We start from the raw sequence: 21,751 nt of genomic DNA on the forward strand, positions 1-21,751 counted from the left end.
CAATCTTCCTCGCTGAGTTTTCTTCACCCACGATGCAGAAAGTACTCAAGCCGATCATCGAATTGCTTGCAGGAATTCCTTCGGTTGTCTACGGTTTTATCGGCATCGTGATACTGGTACCGTTTATAAGAGAATATTTCGGCGGTCCTGGTTTTTCCGTGCTCGCTGCGAGTATTATCTTGGGTATTATGATTCTGCCGACGATAGTGAGTATTTCATACGATTCTCTGGTTGCCGTGCCCTCGACCTTTCGTGAAGGTTCTTTCGCCCTCGGCGCTACGAAATGGCAGACCGTGGTAATGCTTTTGATCCCGTCGGCGCGTTCAGGAATCGTCGCCGGTATTATTTTAGGAATGGGACGGGCGATAGGTGAGACCATGGCGGTTATTATGATCGCCGGTAATGCCCTGAAAATCCCCGGTTCAATACTCCATTCGGTCCGCACCCTGACTTCGACGATCGCACTGGAATTGGGCTATGCAGCCGGAGACCATCGAGCCGCTCTGTTTGCCTGTGGTTCTTTTCTTTTTCTGATTATCATCATCTTAAACATCATCGCCATTAAGATAACAGGACGGAAGTGATGACATTCAGGATAGGCCCGCGCACAAATCAGATAATCGCTTATTCCATTCTTCTCCTGATGACGATTATCACGATTCTCGTTCTTTTCTTCATTATCGCCTATGTCTTTAAGAACGGTCTGGGACAGATCAATTGGGAATTTCTTACGGATAAGACAAAGGATATGGGTAAAGAAGGAGGGATTTTACCTTCTATCCTCGGCACCTTCTTCGTCACGATTCTGGCGATTCTCATTGCAACCCCGCTGGGAGTAGGGAGCGCCGTCTATCTTGTTGAATATACGCGGGGTGGATTGATTCGTCGGATCATCAGCTTCGGTGCGGACTGCCTCGCCGGAGTTCCTTCAATCATTTTCGGGCTATTCGGTTTTATATTTTTCGTGATTAAACTGAATCTGGGCTGGAGTATTCTTTCCGGAGGCTTGACCCTTGCGGTTATGATCATCCCGACGATAATCAGGACCACTGAGGAAGCCATCAAAGCCGTTCCCCATGCCTATCGGGAAATCAGTTATTCACTCGGTGGCGGGAAACTGGATACAATCTTGAAGGTCGTTCTTCCTACTTCGCTGCCCGGGATTCTCACCGGCGTCATTCTGAGTATCGGCAGGGCAGTGGGTGAGACCGCCGCGGTGATCTTCACCGCGGGTTCTTCTTTGGGAATACCGATGTCGGTCTTTTCTTCGACAAGGACCTTAGCGGTTCATTTCTATATCCTCGCGCGTGAAGGAATCTCAATGCCCAAGGCATACGGTACAGCGACCGTGCTCATCATCATCATCCTTGCGGTTAACTTCATCGCCTATCGATTGATGCATAGGTTTGTCTCCAAATATTATTGATTATGACGAAGATCTGCATTAAAGAATTGAATCTCTATTACAACGATATTCAGGCGTTGAAGGATATCAATCTGACCGTTGAAAAGAATGAGATACTCGGGGTGATCGGACCTGCAAACTCTGGTAAGAGTTCTCTGCTGCGTGCGATTAATCGCCTCTTTGAGATCGATTACGCACGGATTACAGGTGAGATATTACTCGACGGAGTGAATATCTTTGATCTCAGTATCAATGAACTCAGGAGGAGAGTCGGCTTGATCTTCGCGACACCGGTGGTATTACCGGGAACCATCTATAAAAACATAACCTATGGTCCGAAATTACATCGCCGGTTCACCAGAGAAGAGCTCGACGACATCGTTTACAGAGCGCTGGATGCCGCAAATCTGTGGGAGGAAGTCAGGGATCGGTTAAAAGATTCAGCTTCCACACTCTCCGGCGGTCAGCAGCAGCGGTTGTGTATTGCGCGGACCCTGGCGATGGATCCTGAGGTGATAATGATGGATGAACCGTGTTCAGGCCTGGATCCGGTATCGACCGCAAAGATTGAAGCCACTATGTTGAAGCTGAAGCAAAAGTATACATTTATCATCGTCACCAATAATACAAAACAGGCGGCGCGGGTCGCTGATCGGACGGCGTTCTTTCTCGCCGGTGAATTGATCGAGATAGACCGGACAGAGAAACTTTTCACTCAACCCGCTGATCAAAGAACCGATGGTTATATAAGGGGTAAATTCGGATGATCATTGAGACGGCTAATTTGAATCTCTATTACGGAAAATTTCAGGCGTTGAAGAATATCAATCTCTCAATCAGAGAAAATTTGATAACCGGGATCATCGGGCCGTCCGGCTGCGGAAAATCGACGCTTTTGCGGGTCTTTAATCGAATGAATGATTTGATAAAAGACGTTAAGATAACCGGCAGTGTCCGTATCGACGGTGAAGATATCTATTCACCGGTCTGCGATCTCATCATGCTGCGTAAAAAGGTGGGGATGGTTTTTCAGAGACCCAATGCCTTTCCTCTTTCCGTATTCGATAATGTCGCCTATGGTCCGCGGGTGTGGGGGATAACCGATAAGAGGACTTTAAACGAGATTGTTGAGCGTTCCCTACGTGCAGTGGATCTGTTCGAGGATTTAAAGGATCGATTGAAACATCCGGCATTGAATCTTTCTGCGGAAAAACAGCAGCGATTGTGTATTGCACGGCTCCTTGCGGTCGAGCCCCACATCCTGTTGATGGATGAACCGTGCTCGGCACTGGATCCTATCGCCACCAGCAAGATCGAAGAATTGATGCTGGAGTTGAAGAAAAAATATACGATTATCATCGTCACCCATAATATGCAACAGGCGGCGAGGATTGCGGATGAAGTCGGTTTTATGTTGTTGGGTGAGATGATTGAATTTGATAAGGCGAAGAAGATTTTTACCAACCCCGAAGATAAACGTACCTTTGATTATATAAGTGGAAGATTTGGTTAAAAAGGAGGGAATGATGGATCGTCATTTTGATGATGAATTACAAAAGGTCAAACAGAATCTTCTGGATATGGCTTCGATGGTTGAAGAAGCAATCACCAAATCCCTCGAGGCGTTGAAGAAAAAGAATCTTAAGATGGCGGCGGATATCCGGGAGATCGATCATGAAATTGACAAGTTCGAAATCGCCATAGAAGAACAGTGTATCGAACTTATCGCCCGCCATCAACCAGTGGGTGCCGACCTGCGGTTTTTAATCGGTGTCATAAAGATAAACAACGATCTGGAACGGATGGGTGATCATGCGGTGAATATAGCGGATCAGGTTTCTTACCTGATTGAACAGCCGCGCATAAAGAATGTGACCAATATCTGGTCCATGGCGCGGGAAGTGAAAGAGATGTTGAAGCAGAGTGTGGACAGCTTTATGAATAATGATGTTCAGAGCGCCCAGCGGATCTGCGAACGGGACAGCGTGGTCGACGAAATGCGGGATGAAACGATTCGAATTTTATTGACCCATATGCTTGAAGAACCAGAGAAGATCGCCTCTGCCATTCCTTTATTGCTGGTCGCCAAGAATCTCGAGCGGATCGCCGATCTCTCGACGAATATCTGTGAGGATGTTATATATATCACCCAAGCGAGAGTTATAAAACATCATGCTGAGGAACAGACAGATAAAAAATAAGGACAAAAAAAATTTCGGTTTCAGCCGCGTATTTTCCTGTTGACATTATTCATTTTTTGGCTATAATTCAAACGGAGTGGGGTTCATAGAATTTTTGGGCATAGAATGGTTGACATTCATCTCTTTTTAACTATTATAAACGATATCAAGGAGCAAGGATGAAGTTTTGGCGCAAACCTTTGGATTTGAACAAGATTAAGGTTCCGGTGGGAGAGGTCCATATATTTAAGGATCGATGTAAAGGGTGCGGATTCTGTGTAGAATACTGTCCCAAAGATGTGCTTGAGATGTCAGAGGAGTTTAATCAGAAAGGATACCATCCGCCCTATGTAAAGAAACCGGATGATTGTGTTGAATGCCATTTGTGTGAAATGTTATGTCCTGAATTCGCCATTTTTGTCACGTTGAAAGAAGAGAAGACTCCTGTTAAGGTCGGAACAGAGAAAGGAGAGGAATGAAAGCAGATTCAAAAGGTGTGTTGGGCGGTACTCATAAGTTAAGTGGTAATTATGCCTGCGCCGAAGGTGCCCTGGCGGCAGGCTGCCGTTTTCTGGGACTCTATCCAATAATACCCGCCCTTGAGATATCGGAACGATTTTTAAAAAGAGCACCTGAGGTGGGAGCGACATTCATACAGATGGAGGATGAAGTTTCCGCGCTCGCGGCGGTCCTCGGCGCTTCCTGGACAGGAAAGAGGTCGATGACCGTAACCTCGGGCCCTGGTCTCTCCTTGATGATGGAACATCTTGGTCTGGGGGTTATGCTGGAAACCCCGTGCGTTATCGTTGATGTTCAGCGTGTCGGTCCCTCTCTTGGGTTGCCCGATCGTGCGGCTCAGGGAGATGTGATGCAGGCGCGGTGGGGTTCGCATGGAGACTATGAAGTGATTGCACTTTCACCGAGTTCACCCCAGGAGATGTTCGATTATACCATCAAGGCGTTCAATCTTTCAGAACGGTACAGGGTTCCTGTGTTGGTCCTTGCTGATGAGTATGTTGCGCATCTTGAGGAAGAGGTGGTAATTCCGTCTGCCGAAGAGATCGAGATTGAACCGCGCAGATATTACGATGGACCGAAAGATAAATATCTGCCTTTTAAAAGGGATGAAGATTTTGTCCCGAAGATGGTGAAGATCGGTGACGGATTCAAATTTCATGTTACAGGATTAACCCATGATGACCGAGGTTATCCGATTATGAATGAAGAATGTCAGGAATATAATGTACATCCTTTACTCAGAAAGATCCGCAACTTCGTCGATCAGATCGTTGAATTTACAGAGACGAATATTGATGACGCCGACGTAATCCTGGTCTCTTACGGCGCCAGCTCGAGAGCGGCATTGAAAGCAATGGAACAGGCGAGGAATGCCGGAATAAAGGTCGGCAGTTTGAAACTCACCACTGTCTGGCCCTTTCCTGAAAAGAGGGTGGCTGAACTCGCAAAACGGGTCAAGGCATTTGTGGTTCCGGAGATGAATTTCGGACAGATCGCCCTTGAGGTGGAACGATGTACTCATGGAGATGCGAATGTTTTGTTCATACCGCACGGCGAAAAAGGGATTGAGGATACCGAAGATTTGTTGGCGGCGCTCAAACAGGCGGCTGGAATGACTGCCGTAGAAGAGAAAATCATCGAATTTAAGAAATAGGGGAGAAGAGAATGGAAGCAGTTAAGACCCGAGAAATTAAGGAAGTGCATCCGATGGAGAATTTACTTCGTATGGACAGGATGCCCCATATCTGGTGTCCGGGATGCGGAATCGGTTTGGGGGTTACCGCTCTTGCCAGCGCCCTTGAAAAAGCGCAGATAGATTTGAATAATGTCTGTATCGTATCCGGCATCGGTTGTACCGGCAGGGTCGCCGGTTATGTGAAACTCGATTCTTTCCATACCACCCACGGTCGGGCGATTGCCTTTGCAACCGGTATCAAGGCGGCGAATCCGAAACTTAAGGTGATTGTCTTTTCCGGAGACGGAGATCTTATTGCGATCGGCGGTAATCACTTTATTCATGCGGCACGTCGGAATATCGACATGCTCGTCGTTTGCGTGAATAACTTTATATATGCAATGACCGGAGGTCAGGTTGCTCCGACGACACCACTCGCCGCTTACGCCACTACTTCACCATTCGGCTGTGTCGAACCTCCCTTTAACATTCCTTATATCGCAGATTCTTCCGGCGCCGTATATGTGGCGCGCTGGACGGCTCTTCATGTGCGGCGTCTGACCAATTCCTTGACCGAGGCGCTCCATAAAAAAGGATTTTCCGTGGTCGAAGTCATTTCACCATGCGCCATGTACTATTCAAGAATCAACCGCCTCGGTGATGGCCTGGATATGATGAAATTTTATCACGATAACGTGGAAATCAGACATGGTGAGGATACAAAGAATCTCGATATCGGTTTCCAGACAAAGATTATATGCGGTAAGTTCGTGGATAAAGAAAGGCCTTCCTATATGGAACGATATAATCAATGGGCTTCAGAAGTGAGAGGGGCGTCAAATGAAAGCTAATCCAAAGGATGTTCTTACCGGCGTATATTATATCGACGGTGACGTGGCAGCCGGCTATGGTGCCCTGGCTGCCGGTTGTAAATTCATCGGCGGCTATCCCATAACACCCTCGACCGAAGCGGCTGAAGCATTTGCACGGGTGGCGCCGAAAGCAGGGGCACTTTTTATCCAGATGGAAGATGAGCTCGGTTCCATGGCTTCAGTTGTGGGGGCTGTCTGGGCGGGCGTAAAGTCGATGACCATAACTTCAGGTCCCGGCTATTCACTCATGATGGAGAACATCGGACTCGGGGCGATGATGGAGACACCTTTCGTGCTTCTCAATATTCAGCGGGGAGGTCCTTCCACCGGGGTTCCGACAAAGACCGGCCAGGCGGATATGATGCAGTCGCGGTGGGGCTCGCATGGAGATTACGAGGTTATCGCCATCTCACCCGATTCTCCCCAGGAGATGTTCGATTACACAATCAAGGCGTTCAATCTTGCAGAAAGATATCGCTGTCCGGTGATGATTATGTCTGATGAGTGTGTCGGCCATATGACCGAGAAGGTCGTCATCCCGCCGGCAGATGAAATTGAACTTGAACCGCGCAGATTTTATAAAGGACCGCCTGAAGAGTATCTGCCTTTTAAACCCGATCCAGATCTCGTTCCCAAACTCGCCCGTGCGGGTGACGGTTTTAATCTGTATATCACGGGCAGGGTTCATGATGAACGAGGTTATCCCGTGGATAAGGAAGAATTCAAGATGAAATATATAAGGCGGCTCGTTGATAAGATCAGAATAAACAAAGACAAGATTATTGAATTGAAGGAAGAGCAGACCGACGATGCGGAGATTGTTGTCGTCTCATATGGAATATCGTCGCGTGTGGCGGTAAAAGGGGTTGAAAAGGCGAGAAGCAAAGGGATAAAGGTCGGTACCCTGAGACTCGTTACGGTCTGGCCCTTTCCTGATGAACGGATCACTGAACTGGCAAAGCGGGTCAAGGCGTTTGTGGTTCCCGAGATAAACTACGGTCAGGTCGTCTTTGATGTGGCTCGGGCGAGTCACGGCAAAGCGAATGTGGTTCTCGTTCCTCACGGCGGCGCCGGTGTTCATAATCCTGATGACATTGCTGATGCTATTGAATATGCGGTCCGAGAGGATAAGAAGATAGAAGGTGTGGTTGAATACAAGACAAGGCTGGAAAAATTGGTTTTTGAAGGAGGTTATAAATTAAAGGAATGAACTCAATCATTTCAATATTCAATAAAGCAATAGAAAAATCAGGTATCGAGCGTAAAAAGTTGAGTATGCCGTCGGATATTCCGTTTAAGCCCGAAACCGTCAAGGAATTGGGGGTTGATTATTTCCAGACAACACGCGGACGGGCGATCGCCTTTGGAACAGGACTGAAATTAGCCAATCCCCGACTGAAAGTGATGTCTGTTGTGGGTGATCTTATGACTCTCGGTGGAAATCACTTTGTGCATGCCGGCAGGAGAAATATGGAACTTCTCGTCATCTGTGTGAATAATTTCATTTATAAAAGAATCAACAATAAATCCGTGCCTTTTGCGAAGAGTGTTTTCTCACCTTATTCGACATTTGAAGAACCGTTCAATTTTCCCCATCTCGGAAATTCATGTGGTGCGGTCTATACCGCCCGCTGGACTGCTCTGCACACCGAAGAGTTGATCGAATCCATTGCTGAAGCGCTTAATAAAAAAGGTCTGGCAATGGTTGAAATTCTTGCTCCTGGCCCGAATTATTATCGGGGGATTGAGGATATTGAACACGAAATATTGAAGTTCTATTATGATAATTCAGTGGTGAAGAACGGTGAAAATCCGAGGAACGCGGCGATTATTCCAGAGGAGAAAATCGTCGTCGGGAAGTTTACAGACAAAGAAAGACCGACATTCATTGATTCGTACAACAGTCAGTTGAGCAAGATACTGGGTGATAAATTCGTCCCGCACGGGACTCTTCCCTTACAGGAAATTTAAGGAGGCGGCGATGGCTGAAATCAGATTTGCCGGTTACGGAGGTCAGGGGATAATAAGATCCGGGATCATTGCAGGACGGGCGGCATCGATTTACGACAATAAATTCGCGACGATGAGTCAGTCTTTCGGTCCTGAAGCACGGGGCGGAGCCTGCAGTTCTCAACTGGTCGTATCTGAAAACAAGGTTCTCTATCCTTATGTTACAAAATCCGATGTGCTCGTCGCCATGTCCCAGGAAGGATATAACAAGTTTGAAGAAGAATTGAGTGATGATGGAATTCTTCTGATCGACGAAGACCTGGTGAAACTCAAATCGCCTCGTGCGCGGATAAAGGTCTTCGCCATTCCGGCGACTCGTTTTGCTGAAGAACTGGGTAAGAAGATCGTGGCGAATGTCGTTATGCTCGGCTTCTTTACGGCGGTGACCGATGTCGTAAGTTATGAGGCGATGAAGAAGGCGATTCCTGAATCGGTTCCTGAAAAAGCGGTTGAGTTGAACCTGCAGGCGTTTGAAAAGGGATACACCTACGGCAAGGAACAGCTTGCCAGAGTCGGGAAGAGTTGATTACAATGAAGAATACCAGTGAAAACATCCGCGATTTTCTGCACGAAAAAGGGGTCACTTTACAATTCCCCGAGATAAGTGCTTCTTTTCCGATCCAGGAAATAACCACTTCTTCATGTCGGGTCGCCTGTCCGGCAGGCGTTAATATAAAAGCATACTTAGGAGCGATCGCACGTGGTGATTTTGAAAAGGCGCTTGCGATTGTAAAGAAGACCAATCCCCTGCCCGGTATCTGCGGAAGGGTTTGTACCCATCCCTGTGAGTCTGAATGCCGAAGGGGTGAGTTTGACGAACCGTTGGCGATCTGCGCCCTCAAACGATTCATTGCGGATTACGAACTTTCTCATAAGACAAAAGAGATCGAACCCTGTAAAAGGACAAAGAAAGAGAAGGTCGCAATAATCGGTTCAGGCCCGGCCGGGCTCACTGCGGCGAACGACCTTATCAGAATGGGATACGGCGTGACGATCTTTGAAGAATTGCCTGTTCCCGGCGGTATGCTGATCGTCGGCATACCTCCTTATCGACTACCGAGGGAGATCATCAGGGTGGAGATCAAAGATATTGAAAAACTCGGGGTTGAGATAAAGACCAATTCAAAAGTGGAAGACATCGATGCCCTGTTCAGAGACGGATACAGTGCTGTCTTTCTCGCAATCGGTGCACATAAAGGACTGAAGTTGAGAGTTCCCGGAGAAGACGATTATGAAGGAATAGTTGATTGTATCAAATTTTTGAAACAGATAAACGACAACAGATTAAAAGATTTAAGCGACAAAAAAGTCATTGTGATCGGCGGCGGGAATTCAGCGATCGATTCGGCGCGAAGCGCCGTCAGATTGGGCAGCAAAGAAGTTCATATTGTATACCGGCGTTCCAGAAAAGAGATGCCGGCGAACGAAGGAGAGATTATTGATGCCGAGAATGAAGGGGTGAAGATCGATTATCTTGCGGCACCGGTGAAGATACTGGGGCAGAATGGAAAAGTCACGGGAATGGAGTGTACAAAAATGAAACTCGGAGAACCCGATCAATCAGGAAGAAGAAGGCCGATACCCATCCCCGGTTCAGAGTTTGTTATCGACGCCGACATTATTATCTCCGCGATAAGTCAGAAACCCGACATTTCCTGTTTTAAAGACTCGGGGTTGAAGTTTACAAGATGGGATACCTTTGAGGTTGATGAACAGACCCTTATGACCTCAAAACCGGGGGTTTTCGCCGGAGGAGATGCGGTTACCGGTCCCAATACCGTAATCGATGCGATCGCTGCAGGACATCGCGCCGCCCATTCAATCGACAGATATTTAAGGGGGGAAGCGTTTGAAGAAGAAACAGAGCCGGTGATAAGAGAACGCACCCTTGTTTCTGAGACATTTACCCCGGAACACGCGGTGCGCCATCATCCGAAGAAACTCCCGGTCGATGTAAGGAAGACAACTTTTGAAGAGGTGGAGCTGGGATTGAGTGAAGAAGAAGCGATCCGCGAGGCGAAGAGATGTCTGCGTTGCGGACCGTGCGCCGAGTGTATTCACTGCGTCAGTGAATGTCAGAAGAGGATGATTGGAATCTCGACTGAAAAAGGTAAAGAGTTGATTATGGTGCACGGTTTGCCCAAGGATATGAAGCTTACTGATGAGATGCGCGCCATGCTCACTGTTGACGGTAAAGAGGTCACCGAGGTGAAGATCGAACCGATCGTCTCGGTCGTGGATGAAGAATTGTGTCGGGGATGCGGTCAATGTGAAGAAGTATGCGACTATTCAGCGATAAAGGTCATCGAAAAAGAGGGTGGAATCAAGATATCCCATGTCGATGTGACGATTTGTAAAGGATGCGGTACGTGTGCTTCAGTTTGTCCCACTGGTGCGATTCATTTAAGGTTCTTCAAAAGTAAAGATATTGAAGCAGAACTGGAGGACTTTTTTGACTGAGAATTTTGAACCGAAGATCGTCGTTTTTTGCTGTAATTGGAGCGTATATCCTATCGTGAATGAAAAGAGGGACTTTCCGTCCAATATAAAGTTCATCAAGGTTGTATGCGGCGGTATGATTACTCCGGCGTTTATTCTCAAGGCTTTTGAACTGGGTGCCGACGGTGTGTTATTGGCGACATGCCAGGTCGAAGATTGTCACTATATCACCGGTGCCCGCAGAGCGGTTGATGTTTATGACAATACCGAAAAATTGATTAATATTCTCGGTTTTGAACCGGCCAGGGTGAAACTCGGTTGGTTCTCTGCCCACGAACCGAAGATCTTTGAAGCCGCCCTTAATGAATTCATCGAGGTCATCAAGAAACTCGGTCCTTCTCCGATAAGGATCGGGCGTAAGGCCAAAGCGGAAAAAGAGGCATCTTTATGAGCAGTCTTAAATCAGCGATAAAGAATTCCCGGGCATATCTCTGTCTGGAATGCGGTAAATGCACAAGTGTATGTCCTGTCTCCCAGTTCAATAAAGGATTTTCTCCCCGTGTTCTTGTAAACCGCACAATCCGTTATGCAAGTGAAGAGCTTCTGACAGACAAGAATATCTGGGCGTGTTTGACCTGCGCGATGTGTGATCTGCGTTGTCCTGTGGATATTGCCTATATTGATTTGACCCAGGAAACCCGTTTTGAAGCACAAAAACTCGGTGAAGATGCAATCTGCTCACATGGTGGTGCGGCACAGGCGATGATGCGGATAATGACGGCGACGAATCTTCAACAGAAGAGGATGGATTGGCTTGAACCGGACCTGAAGGTGGCTGAAAAAGGAGAGATCCTTTACTTTGTCGGATGCCTGCCGCACTTTGACATTCTTTTCAGTGATATCGGTGTTCATACTGTCCGCGATGCAAGGTCCGCGGTGAAGATACTGAATCATCTCGGTATCACACCGGTCGTTATGGCGCAGGAACGGTGCTGCGGGCATGATCTGCTCTGGAGCGGTGACCTTGAAAATTTCAAAAAACTGGCTGTTTATAATATCGAAGAGATCAAAAAGACCGGCGCAAAGAAAGTTGTTTTCTCCTGTCCTGAGGGTTATCGTACGTTTAAGCTTGATTATCCGAAATACTTCAAGGTTGATTTTGAAGTTCAGCATATCACCGAGTTGCTCAGCAGTGCGATCGCGGAAGGAAAATTGAAATTCAAAGAGACTGACAGGGCGGTGACATTCCAGGATCCCTGCCGACTCGGCAGACATCTCGGTATCTATGATGCGCCGCGTAATGTTCTGGCTGCAATTCCCAAATTGAAACTTGTTGAGATGCCGCGGAACAGGCAACGTGCTGTGTGTTGCGGTGTCAGTGCCTGGATGAGCTGCTCTTTTTATTCAAAGAAGATTCAGATGTTAAGGTTGAAAGAGGCGAAAAGTACAGGTGCGGAGTTGTTTTTGCTTTCCTGCCCGAAATGTGAGATCCATTTCAATTGCACGATGCGGGAAAAAGACGCACCTGATGAAATAAAGATTCCAACCGAGCAGTTGGTGACGTTCGTCGCTGATGCCCTGGAATGATTTAGATTTTGATCGGAGATGATAATGAATTTTTTTATTTTTAAAGATTATAAAAGGGGGTGATTGGATGCCGCAGGAGAATTTACGGATTGGTGTTTTTGTATGTGAATGTGGCACGAATATAGCTGGTTCAGTCGATACCGACGCCCTTGTCGAAGAAGCGAAGAAACTCGATAACGTCGTCTATAGCGTTAAAAATCGATATATGTGTTCTGAACCAGGTCAGCAGGAGATAAAGAAGGCGATTCAGGAACAGAAACTCGATCGGGTGGTTATCGCCGCGTGTTCTCCTCGTATGCATGAACCCACATTTCGGGGATGTGTGTCCGAGGTCGGATTGAATCCTTATCTTGTGGATATGGCGAACATCCGTGAGCAGTGTTCCTGGGTACATATGAATAATCGTGAGGCAGCGACCAGGAAGGCGAAAGAGATCATCAAGGCTTATGTCGCACGGGCGAGATTCCTCGAACCCCAGGAAGAAAACGTTATTCCCGTGGAACAATCGGCGCTTGTTCTCGGCGGTGGTGTTGCGGGAATGCAGACCGCCCTTGACCTGGCGGATGCAGGTTATAAAGTACATCTTGTGGAAAAGGAGCCTTCGCTGGGTGGTTTGATGGCTCAACTTGCCAAGACATATCCGACGATGGACTGTGCGATATGAATACTTGGACCGAAGATGATGGATGTCGGTCGGCATCCAAACATAAACCTCCTGACATTCAGTGAAGTAGAGTCCATTTCCGGTTACGTGGGCAATTTCCATGTTAAGGTGCGTAAAAAAGCGCGCTATGTAGATGAAAACGAATGCACTGCGTGCGGTGATTGCACCGAGGTCTGTCCGGTAATCGTCCCGGACGAATTCCAGCAGGGTCTGTCTAGTAGAAAAGCGATCTATATTCCGTTTCCTCAAGCTGTACCGTCGGCTTATTTGATTGATATGGAGAATTGTCTTGGAACGAATCCGATCGCCTGCGGTAAATGTGCGGAAAAGTGCGATAAGAAATGTATTAATTATGATGCCAAGGATGAAATTATAGAATTCAATGCGGGAGTTGTTATCGTTGCTACGGGTATGGATGTTTATGACCCGACGATACTTGACGAGTACGGTTACACGAAATTTGAAAATGTGATAACGAGTATGGAGTTCGAGCGGCTCATCGCGGCGGGTGGTCCTTCAGACGGTCATTTCATAAGACCGACCGACCGTAAAAGGCCGAAGACCGTTGGATTCATTCAATGTGTCGGTTCACGCTGTGAAAAACGCGGCCAGCCCTATTGCAGTAATATCTGTTGTATGAACACCATCAAGGATACTCTTTTGCTTAAAGACCATTATCCTGATATTGAAGCCAAGGTTTTCTATATCGATATCAGGGCATTCGGTAAGGGCTTTGAAGATTTATTCAAACGGAGCAAAGAGGCGGGCGTAAAATACATAAGAGGTATTCCCGGAGAAATTGTTGAGGATCCGAGAACCCGTAATTTGAAGGTGCTGGTTGAAGACACCACTTCAAACAGAATGGAAGAGCATGATTTTGATATGATGGTGCTTTCAGTGGGGGTGACACCAAGACTGGATATGCCCGAGGTCCAGCGGCTCCTTACGCTTTCAAAGACACCCGATGGTTTCTTTATGGAAGCCCACCCCAAACTTAAACCGGTCGATGCACCCACGACAGGGGTCTTCTTTGCCGGCTGCGCTGAGGCACCAAAGGACGTAAAGGATTCGGTCACCCAGGCGAGTGCAGCGGCGGCGCGTGCCGAAACAATACTTTCAGCCGGTAAGGTGACGCTTGAAGCCATCACCTCGACTCTCAATTCCGACCTCTGCAGATTCTGCACCACCTGTGCCAAGGCCTGCCCGTATAATGCGATCACCGTGGATCCGAGAAAGAAGACGATATCTTATGTTGAGGCGCTCTGTAAAGGGTGCGGGACCTGTGCTGCAGAATGTCGTTTCAATGCGATAAAGATGAAGCATTTCACTGATGAGCAGATTATCGCCCAGATCGATGCTTATCTTGAAGACGATCCTTATGACAAAGTAATCGTCTTTGCATGCAACTGGTGCAGTTATGCCGGAGCAGACACCTGCGGCGGCGCCCGTCTTCAGTACCCACCTAATCAGCGTCTTATCAGAACGATGTGCAGCGGTCGTGTCGACGAGAAGTTTGTGCTCCATGCCTTTAAAAAAGGTGCACCGATGGTTGTGGTTTCAGGGTGCCATTATGTTGATTGCCACTATATTGATGCAAACCGCTGGACACAGAAGCGGGTGGAAAAGCTCTGGGATAAACTGGAAAGATTGGGTATCAGGCCGGAGCGGCTGTTACTCGAATGGATCAGTGCGGCAGAAGGGCAGAGGTTCCAGAAGACGATGCAGGATATCGAAGAGCTGAGAAAACAGGTGACCAGGGAAGAGATTGAATATACAATAAAGGTGCTGACCGAAGAAGAGGAAAAACATAAGGCGCGACAGAAGAAATAGTGTAACAAAACCCAAGAGATAAGCGGAGGATCTATGGAAGAAAGAGATTTTAAATGTTTGAGATGCGGAACCATATCAAAATTCCCTTATGAAAAGGGAGTGATGATGGAACGGCAGTGTCCCAAATGCGGTTCCAACAGCATCCGTTTGATAAAAGAGAAAGATAAAGAGAAATAGAACATCCATGGGGTCAGATCTCGAAACTTGACAACTTCAAAACGGTGGGAACGTGATTTGTCAAGTTTCGAGATCTGACCCCGTCAGCCTCTTGACTATCTTTTTTTAACGAATATAGTATTTCTATGTCCGGCAGATACTCCATAGGTGTTGATATAGGAGGGACGAATATCAAAGCGGCGCTGGTTGCCCGCGGAAAGATCATAAAGCGGGTCAAGTTGCCGACAAAAGCACAAGCCGGTTTTCATACCTCATTCAATCAGATAAAAAGCGCAATTCGATTACTCGATACAAAAGTGGCAGCGATCGGTGTCGGCATTGCCGGGCTGATTGAACCGCGAAAAGGGGTGGTTAGATTTTCGCCGAATCTGCCGCAGTGGCTGGATATTCCTTTGAGCAGACTTTTGAGTAAGGAATTCAAAGCCCGCGTGAAAATTTTGAATGACGCGGATGCAATCTGTCTTGGAGAATGGAAATACGGAGCAGGCAGGAGATGTGATAATGTTTTTCTGTTTACCCTTGGTACTGGCGTCGGTGGCGCAGCGGTCTGCGAAGGCAGACCCCTGTTCGGCAAACACGGATTTGCCGGAGAATTCGGCCATTCAGTGATTAAATTCAACGGCAGAAAATGTAAGTGCGGTAATCGCGGTTGCCTTGAAGCCTATGTCGGCGCCCGGCAGATAGTCGCCCGGGCAAAGAAATTGATGAAGAAAAAGAAGAGTGCTCTGCATAAGTATGAAAAGCTCACCCCGCATATCATCGCGAATGAAGCAAAAAAAGGTGATCGGGTGGCAAAGGAAGTTTTTTCAGAAATTGCTTTTTACATCGGTGTAGGTGTATCGAATATCGTTGCCCTGTTTGATCCGGCGGTGATAATTATTTCCGGCGGTATCTCAAGGGCGGGCAGGATTTTATTTGAGCCGATAAAAAAGACCGTTGCCCAGCGGGTAATGGGAGCTGAATACCGGCGATACAAGATAGTGCCGCCTGAATTGGGTGACGATGCCGGCATCCTCGGCGCCGTGTATTATGCGGGGTCAAATCTCGAAACTTGACAACTTCAAAACAATGGGAACGCGATTTGTCAAGTTTCGAGATCTGACCCCGGTGGTTTACTTCACTTTTATCGTTCTCTGGCGGTTGTAACCGAAGACCTCGGGGGTGTACATCTCTTCTGCCTTGGTCGGCGGCATCGTGAATTCACCATAGGTCATCGCCCGTACGAGATACGAAAATGTATGTTCACCGGCGAACAGGGCGTCGGCAAAGAGCAGAACTTTGTCATCATATATTTCCCAGTGGTCAAATGTTCCCCATGAATAATAATAGTCGTCATAGTAATATTCATCATCATAGTAATCATTGTAATAATTTCGGTTTTCTTGTCCGGTCATCATCTTGATGAGCTGTTTACTCTCTGTGTCAAAAGAGGTGTTTATGACTTCGAGACCCGCGGGCAGGGGATCATCGACCACGACGAAATTTCTTTCCTGTGGAGTAATCACACTGAGCGTGACTTTGTAGATCTTTCCGGCGCTAAATTCATTACCGGTTTTACCTTTGATAAGCGGTTCAATCACCTTGAAGACGGCAATCCCTTCGTCTCTCGGGTTGAGCTCCCGCTTCGGGGCGTAGAGCATTCTTATTCCGTAGTATAGTCTTCCGTCACCCCGTTTTTCTATGTCAATCGCCAGTTCTTTATCCTTCGGCAGTTGAGCAAGGGACAGTTCTTTTCTTCTCATTTCCAGCTGCCTTCCCCTGAAGAGTTCTTTTATGATCTCTTTGCCCTCAAGATAGACCTGCGCAACGAAATTCGGTCTCTGCTTTTCATAAATCCGGAAATAGGTATTAAAGGCGTTGAAGACATAGATATTCTCCTGGGTGGAACGCCATCTTCCGCTTTTGCGTTCATTTACGAGCCACTTTATGATCTTTTCGGCGTTGGCGAATTCGCCGCCCGTTTCAAGGAGCGCTTCGAGGATGAGTGCCGTGGTGCGGACATTTGAATGCCATATCCAGGACATACCGGTTTCATCGGCCTCTTCAAAGTGTGCGGTGGTCGGACTCATCTTGATTTTATTGAGCAGGATTCTACGCAGTTCCTTTACATAGTAGGAATTGTCATAGAGTGCGGCTGCTTTGAGTAAGAGTGTTTTTCCGAAGAGCGGAATCTGGTCCCGTTTTTCGAAAAGTTTCGAGAGATAACCGTAGTTGTATTTATCCCATAAAGCAAGGGCATAGAGGATAAAGCATTTTGTGGTCAACTGAACATTGAGGTTGTATGGATATTCCCAGTCCACATTATTTCTGCGCAACACTTCTTTCAGATAATTCTGCGCCCGGGAAATCATCTCTTCATCGATATGATACCCCTTGCGTTTCGCCATGCCGAGTGCATAGACGACATAGGTGGTGAGCCAGGGGGATGGTCTGTATGAATTCTTCCAGAATTTGAATCCGCCGTTGTAATGCTGAAAGTCTTTGAATTCTTTCAGCGCCTTTTTGACATACTGCCTCAAATTTCTGTTCTTCAACACTGAAAGATTGAAGGAATTAATGAGCTCTTCAGCGAGAATAAAAGGTAGAATTCTGGATGTCTTCTGCTCTAAACACTCATAAGGGTATTTTACGAGATATTCAATACTTCCTTCCAGGCCGACGAAGGCGGATGAGGATGTGGTAATCTCGAGATAACCGACTTCAGGGAAAATCTCACCCGGAATTTTTATCTCCTCGGAAGCTTTATCCCGGGTCTGGCTGTATAATGCAACCGCTTCTGTCAGCGGTGGTGCAATTACAGGAATCTTCAGCTGCAGACCGTCGGATTCGTTTTGCAACGTCACCTTGAATCTGAAGGTCGCCTTACCGACCTGATCCGCAAAATATTCAAACCTTACTTCTTTACTCTGACCATCGGGAATTTCCACGTTCTTTTTAGTATCACCGGCTATCTTTATATTTTCAGCTGACGCCTCGACCGTGACTTCACCCGATTTATGGGTGTTGTTGTGTACGACGATCCCCGCTTCAAATCTGTCGCCCAGCCGCACGAATCGCGGTAGCGCCTCAAGCAGAAGAAGGGGCTTTTTCACCCGGATATTCATTTCATCGGCACCGAATGAGGAATTCTTTGTATGAGCCACAGCCATTATTCTGAAGGTCGTGAGGTTGTCGGGCAGGCGGAATTTTATGCGGGCGTTTCCGTCTTTATCAGTGCGGACTACGGGGTTGTAATACGCGGTGGTCAGGAATTCTGTGCGGTATGCGAATCCTTCACCTGCCGCTCCTCCTCCGCCTCGATTTTCACCTTTTTCCGCATAGCTCCGCTGGCCGATAATGTGGAGTCTGCTTTCAGCGGTCTGGACCGAGAGCGGTCTTGAACCGTAGAATACGGGAAATGGATCCGGGGTCTTGAATGCAATGAGCGACAGGACACCGAGGTCGACGACGGCAAGTACGACTTCGGATTCCTGTCCTTTTCCCCGGCTGTTCTTTACTTTTATATTTATTGTAACGGAATCCCTGGGTCGGTATTCCTCTTTGTCCGCGGTGAGTGATATATCGAGATGTTTGGTTTGAGGGTCCACTGCAAGATTTGTGTAACCGATCTTAAACGACGGTTTACCGATATCTTCACCCTCTTCATTGAATCTGTTAAAACCGATTCTTCCCTGAACCAGTATCACCGAGACATAGACATTGGGCAGATGATCCTCACGGATCGGAACTTCGACGATTTCACTCGAGCCGACCAGCTCTTTCGTAAACCTTTCCAGGACGAATTCACGCTCAACGGTTATCAGAGCAAGTGCTTTTTCATAAGGTGATTTGACCAGAATCTTCGCCGTCTCGCCGGGCTTGTAGCTTTCTTTATCAGGGATTATTTCTATACGGTCGTCGTCCGATTTTCTCCAGGAAAAATATCCTTTCCCTGTGGTATAAAAATATGTCGTCGTTGTAATACGATTGCCCTTTGAATCTTTACCAGCCGCCCGGATAAGATAAAATCCTGTCTTTTCCGGAGTGAACGATTTTGAAACGGCTTTATCTTTTGTCTTTATTTTGAAACTATGCACCACACTGTCTTTCTTCTCGGTGACCCATTCGTATCTACCTTCGATCCCCGCCTTGCGCACACTGATCCATTCCCTCCTTATTATTTCGACATTCAAATTTTTTCCGCTGATGAGTTCACCTTTCGGCGTCGTCGCGATGAACTCGAACGTAATCGGTGTTTCAACGTCGACAAATGTTTTTTGAGGTTTTATCCCGATATAGTATTCGCCTTGATGGACAAGGCAGTTCGTGCGTCCTGACAGAGCCTGACGGTTCTGCGCGGTCACCGTCGCTTCAAGGGTCAGGACCATTGTTGTCTTCACCTCTTCATGCTTCAGCTTCTGTTCTACTTTTATCTTTCCTTCTTTATTCAACTTGCCTTTTCCTGAAGCGATCACCCCTTCAAATATCCAGTCTTCATCATAATCCCAGTATGCGTGTCCGAATCTGAAGCCTTTATGCCCCGGCGGTGAATAATAAGAGCGGTCAAGGGTCATGGTCCATTCCACATCCTGGTCAGACATTGGACCGCCGTACAGGTATGTTCCTTTTATCTCACCGGAGAATTTTTCTCCGAAGATATACTCTTCCTTATCGGATTTTGCAGTAACCTTGAATTGGGCGGGCCGATACGCCTCAACCCGGAATGAGCCATAACTGCTGAATCTATTATCTTTTGAATGAGCGGTGATTTCATACCAACCGGTGGGAGCATCGTTATTAAGTTTTAATTTTATGTCGAACGAACCATACGAGGAAACCGGAATCTTCTCTTTATAAATTTCCTCGTCGCGTGAATTACGTACTACGACGTCGATGTTCTTTATGAGTTTTGAAATCCGCCATTTCCCTTTTTTCTTTTCACGAATAATTCCTTTTATATAAACGACTTCACCGGCTTTATAAAGTCCGCGTTCTGTAAAGATGTAACCGCGGAATCTTTCTGGTTCGGGTCGCCAGTCATAGGAAATCCCGAAGTCATAAGGATAGATACCGGTTCCCTGATTCGAGGCGATGAATGCTTCATCGTCGCCCGATTTTGCAAAAACCCAGATCCGCGGCTTATCCCAGTTATTTCTCGGCACCACTCCCAATGCCTTCCAGCCCGGTGTTTCAGCCATGCCGTTTTTATCAGTCGTTCCTTTCCAGAGGATGCGGTTTTTGTCATCACGTAGTTCAATCTCGGCAGAAGGGATCGGCTTTCCATCTTTTAATGTGGTGACCCAGATCAGGTTGTTCTCTGATGAAAACTTGCCGGTGATGCCGATATCGGTGACCTGGAGCAGACCTCGATAGAATCGTCTTCCATATCTTAATTCTTTCAGTGCTTCGATTTCAAAGAAGACATAACCTTCATTTCGCTTCTGCAGGATTTCTTTCAATTCAAGGGGAAGCGTGATTCTTTTATTTCTTTCTGCTTCTATGTACCACATCTGGTCGACGGCATAATTGAAGACAGGATAAAATTCCTTGCCGCCGTAGAATGTGTTATTCGCCAGAAGGGTGGGGATGATGTCATTTCGTTTGAGAAGGGCAAGCCGTTTGCGGACCCGGTCTATATTTACGAACATAACCGGATGGCGTTTGTCAGAATAAGATTCGACGATTCCCATACCGGTTGCGGTCTTTATATTCGGGTCATAATCCGTGGTTTTGAAAGAGATTTTAATTTCATCCCCGAGTTTGTTCTTAAAGCGGTCGCTCAACTCTTTGTCGATAATCACTTCATATTTTGTATCCGGTTTAAACGGCAGATAGAGATAAAGGCGGTTTGACGAATGGATCCAGTTTTTGTAATGTCCGGGGATTTTGATCTCCGGTTTAAATGATATATGCTTGATGAATTCCTGATACACAACCGGGTTGGTGAATTCAAAGGTGATCGCATGCTGGGGATTGATTAGTTTCTTGTCGTGTCCGACGAAAGTGAAACGGTTAAATGTTTTAAATACAACCGTTCGTTCATGCTCCATCCCGTAATCGCCGAGTGCACCGGGCAGGCCTTCCTGGAGTTCGACTATGATTTTACTCTCTATGGGAAGATCAGCATCAGGGTCGATGACGAGTGTTTTTTCGGCTTTTCTGGACAGCCTTTCATCTTTCAACTCTTCTTCGTTCAATTTTCTCACCTGAAAAGAGATCGGTCTTTTAAAGCCTTTTTCATCACGTGCCGAAAGTTTTATGAAGGGTCGGGCGCGTTCTGGTGACATCTTTTGATTGAAACGGAGATAGATATTGTGATCAAGCTCTATCCAGCGTTGATTGTGATAGGGAATTGAGCTGATTAAGTCGGGTCGTGCCGTGGTGAACTCCCATACATAGTCTTTTTGCAGGGTTGTTCCTGATAAAGAACGCGTTCCTTTAGGGACCCGGCAGGTGTACTTTGTTCCACCTGTTAATGGTTCGTCAGGCACAAAGAAGAGCGTTGAAGTCCCCCGCCATCTGTATCTTCCTTTTACGGGAGGAGAAATCTTCAACGGCCCGCCTTTTTCGAATTCAGGAATTCCTTCCAGGGGAACCATCGGCTGGTTAAAAGAAACCATAATTTCGCGTACTTCACTTAAATTCTCGGTGCCGCCGGTCGGTGCTGCATAGAGTACCTCGACATCTCTTTTTTCTCCTTCGGGCATTTCAAAACCGGATTCAGAAGTTTTTTTCTTGGGGCAGGAAATTGTCATAGATAAAAAGAATACAAAACAGAGAGTAAAAAATTTTTTCATCATTACCTCCAGTTTAAAGTTTAATCAATCTCTGACAAAAGTCAATCAATTTATACCAGCTTTGAAGAGTCAATCGGTAAATTTAGGATATTGGTTTAGGGAAATTGTCAAAAAGCAT

17 protein-coding genes are annotated in these 21,751 nt (G+C 46.8%); 16 read left to right on the forward strand and 1 reads right to left on the reverse strand.

Annotation, left to right across the window (positions count from 1 at the left end):
* The 16 genes from pstC to ENI34_02315 form a co-directional block, all read left to right on the forward strand.
* The coding region (gene pstC / locus ENI34_02240) for a phosphate ABC transporter permease subunit PstC (GenBank protein HEC77945.1) at positions 1–584 on the forward strand (584 nt) is incomplete at its 5' end.
* Complete coding sequence (gene pstA / locus ENI34_02245; protein ID HEC77946.1) at positions 584–1,426, forward strand: phosphate ABC transporter permease PstA; 843 nt, start codon at positions 584–586, stop codon at positions 1,424–1,426. The genes pstC and pstA, both read left to right, overlap by 1 nt.
* Before the next feature lie 2 nt (positions 1,427–1,428).
* Positions 1,429–2,172, forward strand: a complete 744-nt coding sequence (locus ENI34_02250) for a phosphate ABC transporter ATP-binding protein (GenBank protein HEC77947.1) — start codon at positions 1,429–1,431, stop codon at positions 2,170–2,172.
* Positions 2,169–2,918 (forward strand): phosphate ABC transporter ATP-binding protein, encoded by a 750-nt coding sequence (gene pstB / locus ENI34_02255; protein ID HEC77948.1) that lies wholly within the window; start codon positions 2,169–2,171, stop codon positions 2,916–2,918. Before ENI34_02250 ends, pstB begins: the two co-directional genes overlap by 4 nt.
* 10 nt (positions 2,919–2,928) lie before the next feature.
* Positions 2,929–3,606: a phosphate signaling complex protein PhoU gene (phoU, locus tag ENI34_02260; GenBank protein ID HEC77949.1), complete on the forward strand. Its 678-nt coding sequence runs from the start codon at positions 2,929–2,931 to the stop codon at positions 3,604–3,606.
* A gap of 158 nt (positions 3,607–3,764) precedes the next feature.
* The gene (locus tag ENI34_02265; protein HEC77950.1) at positions 3,765–4,064 is read left to right on the forward strand and encodes a 4Fe-4S dicluster domain-containing protein; all 300 of its coding nucleotides are present in this window, start codon (positions 3,765–3,767) and stop codon (positions 4,062–4,064) included.
* A complete protein-coding gene (locus ENI34_02270) occupies positions 4,061–5,257 on the forward strand; it encodes a 2-oxoacid:acceptor oxidoreductase subunit alpha (protein ID HEC77951.1) in 1,197 nt (398 codons plus the stop codon). The genes ENI34_02265 and ENI34_02270 overlap by 4 nt, the downstream gene beginning before the upstream one ends.
* Positions 5,258–5,310: 53 nt before the next feature.
* Positions 5,311–6,129 carry a 2-oxoacid:ferredoxin oxidoreductase subunit beta gene (locus ENI34_02275; GenBank protein HEC77952.1) on the forward strand — a complete coding sequence of 273 codons (819 nt, stop codon included), beginning with the start codon at positions 5,311–5,313 and terminating at the stop codon, positions 6,127–6,129.
* Positions 6,119–7,360, forward strand: a complete 1,242-nt coding sequence (locus ENI34_02280; protein HEC77953.1) for a 2-oxoacid:acceptor oxidoreductase subunit alpha — start codon at positions 6,119–6,121, stop codon at positions 7,358–7,360. The genes ENI34_02275 and ENI34_02280 overlap by 11 nt, the downstream gene beginning before the upstream one ends.
* A complete protein-coding gene (locus tag ENI34_02285) occupies positions 7,357–8,121 on the forward strand; it encodes a 2-oxoacid:ferredoxin oxidoreductase subunit beta (GenBank protein HEC77954.1) in 765 nt (254 codons plus the stop codon). Before ENI34_02280 ends, ENI34_02285 begins: the two co-directional genes overlap by 4 nt.
* 10 nt (positions 8,122–8,131) lie before the next feature.
* Positions 8,132–8,686 (forward strand): pyruvate ferredoxin oxidoreductase, encoded by a 555-nt coding sequence (locus ENI34_02290; GenBank protein ID HEC77955.1) that lies wholly within the window; start codon positions 8,132–8,134, stop codon positions 8,684–8,686.
* 5 nt (positions 8,687–8,691) lie between these two features.
* Positions 8,692–10,620, forward strand: a complete 1,929-nt coding sequence (locus ENI34_02295) for a 4Fe-4S dicluster domain-containing protein (protein HEC77956.1) — start codon at positions 8,692–8,694, stop codon at positions 10,618–10,620.
* Positions 10,586–11,050, forward strand: a complete 465-nt coding sequence (locus tag ENI34_02300) for a hydrogenase iron-sulfur subunit (GenBank protein HEC77957.1) — start codon at positions 10,586–10,588, stop codon at positions 11,048–11,050. The genes ENI34_02295 and ENI34_02300 overlap by 35 nt, the downstream gene beginning before the upstream one ends.
* Positions 11,047–12,186, forward strand: coding sequence for a (Fe-S)-binding protein (locus tag ENI34_02305; GenBank protein HEC77958.1), 1,140 nt, complete (start codon positions 11,047–11,049; stop codon positions 12,184–12,186). Before ENI34_02300 ends, ENI34_02305 begins: the two co-directional genes overlap by 4 nt.
* Positions 12,187–12,253: 67 nt before the next feature.
* Positions 12,254–14,680 carry a hydrogenase iron-sulfur subunit gene (locus tag ENI34_02310; GenBank protein HEC77959.1) on the forward strand — a complete coding sequence of 809 codons (2,427 nt, stop codon included), beginning with the start codon at positions 12,254–12,256 and terminating at the stop codon, positions 14,678–14,680.
* A 302-nt stretch (positions 14,681–14,982) separates the two neighbouring features.
* Positions 14,983–15,912, forward strand: coding sequence for an ROK family protein (locus ENI34_02315; GenBank protein HEC77960.1), 930 nt, complete (start codon positions 14,983–14,985; stop codon positions 15,910–15,912).
* 57 nt (positions 15,913–15,969) lie between these two features.
* Here ENI34_02315 and ENI34_02320 read toward each other — a convergent pair whose 3' ends face one another.
* Positions 15,970–21,636: a hypothetical protein gene (locus ENI34_02320; protein ID HEC77961.1), complete on the reverse strand. Its 5,667-nt coding sequence runs from the start codon at positions 21,634–21,636 to the stop codon at positions 15,970–15,972.
* Between the last annotated feature and the right edge of the window lie 115 nt (positions 21,637–21,751).

Source organism: candidate division WOR-3 bacterium (assembly GCA_011052815.1).
Taxonomy (GTDB): domain Bacteria; phylum Hydrothermota; class Tepidihabitantia; order SM23-42; family SM23-42; genus DRIG01.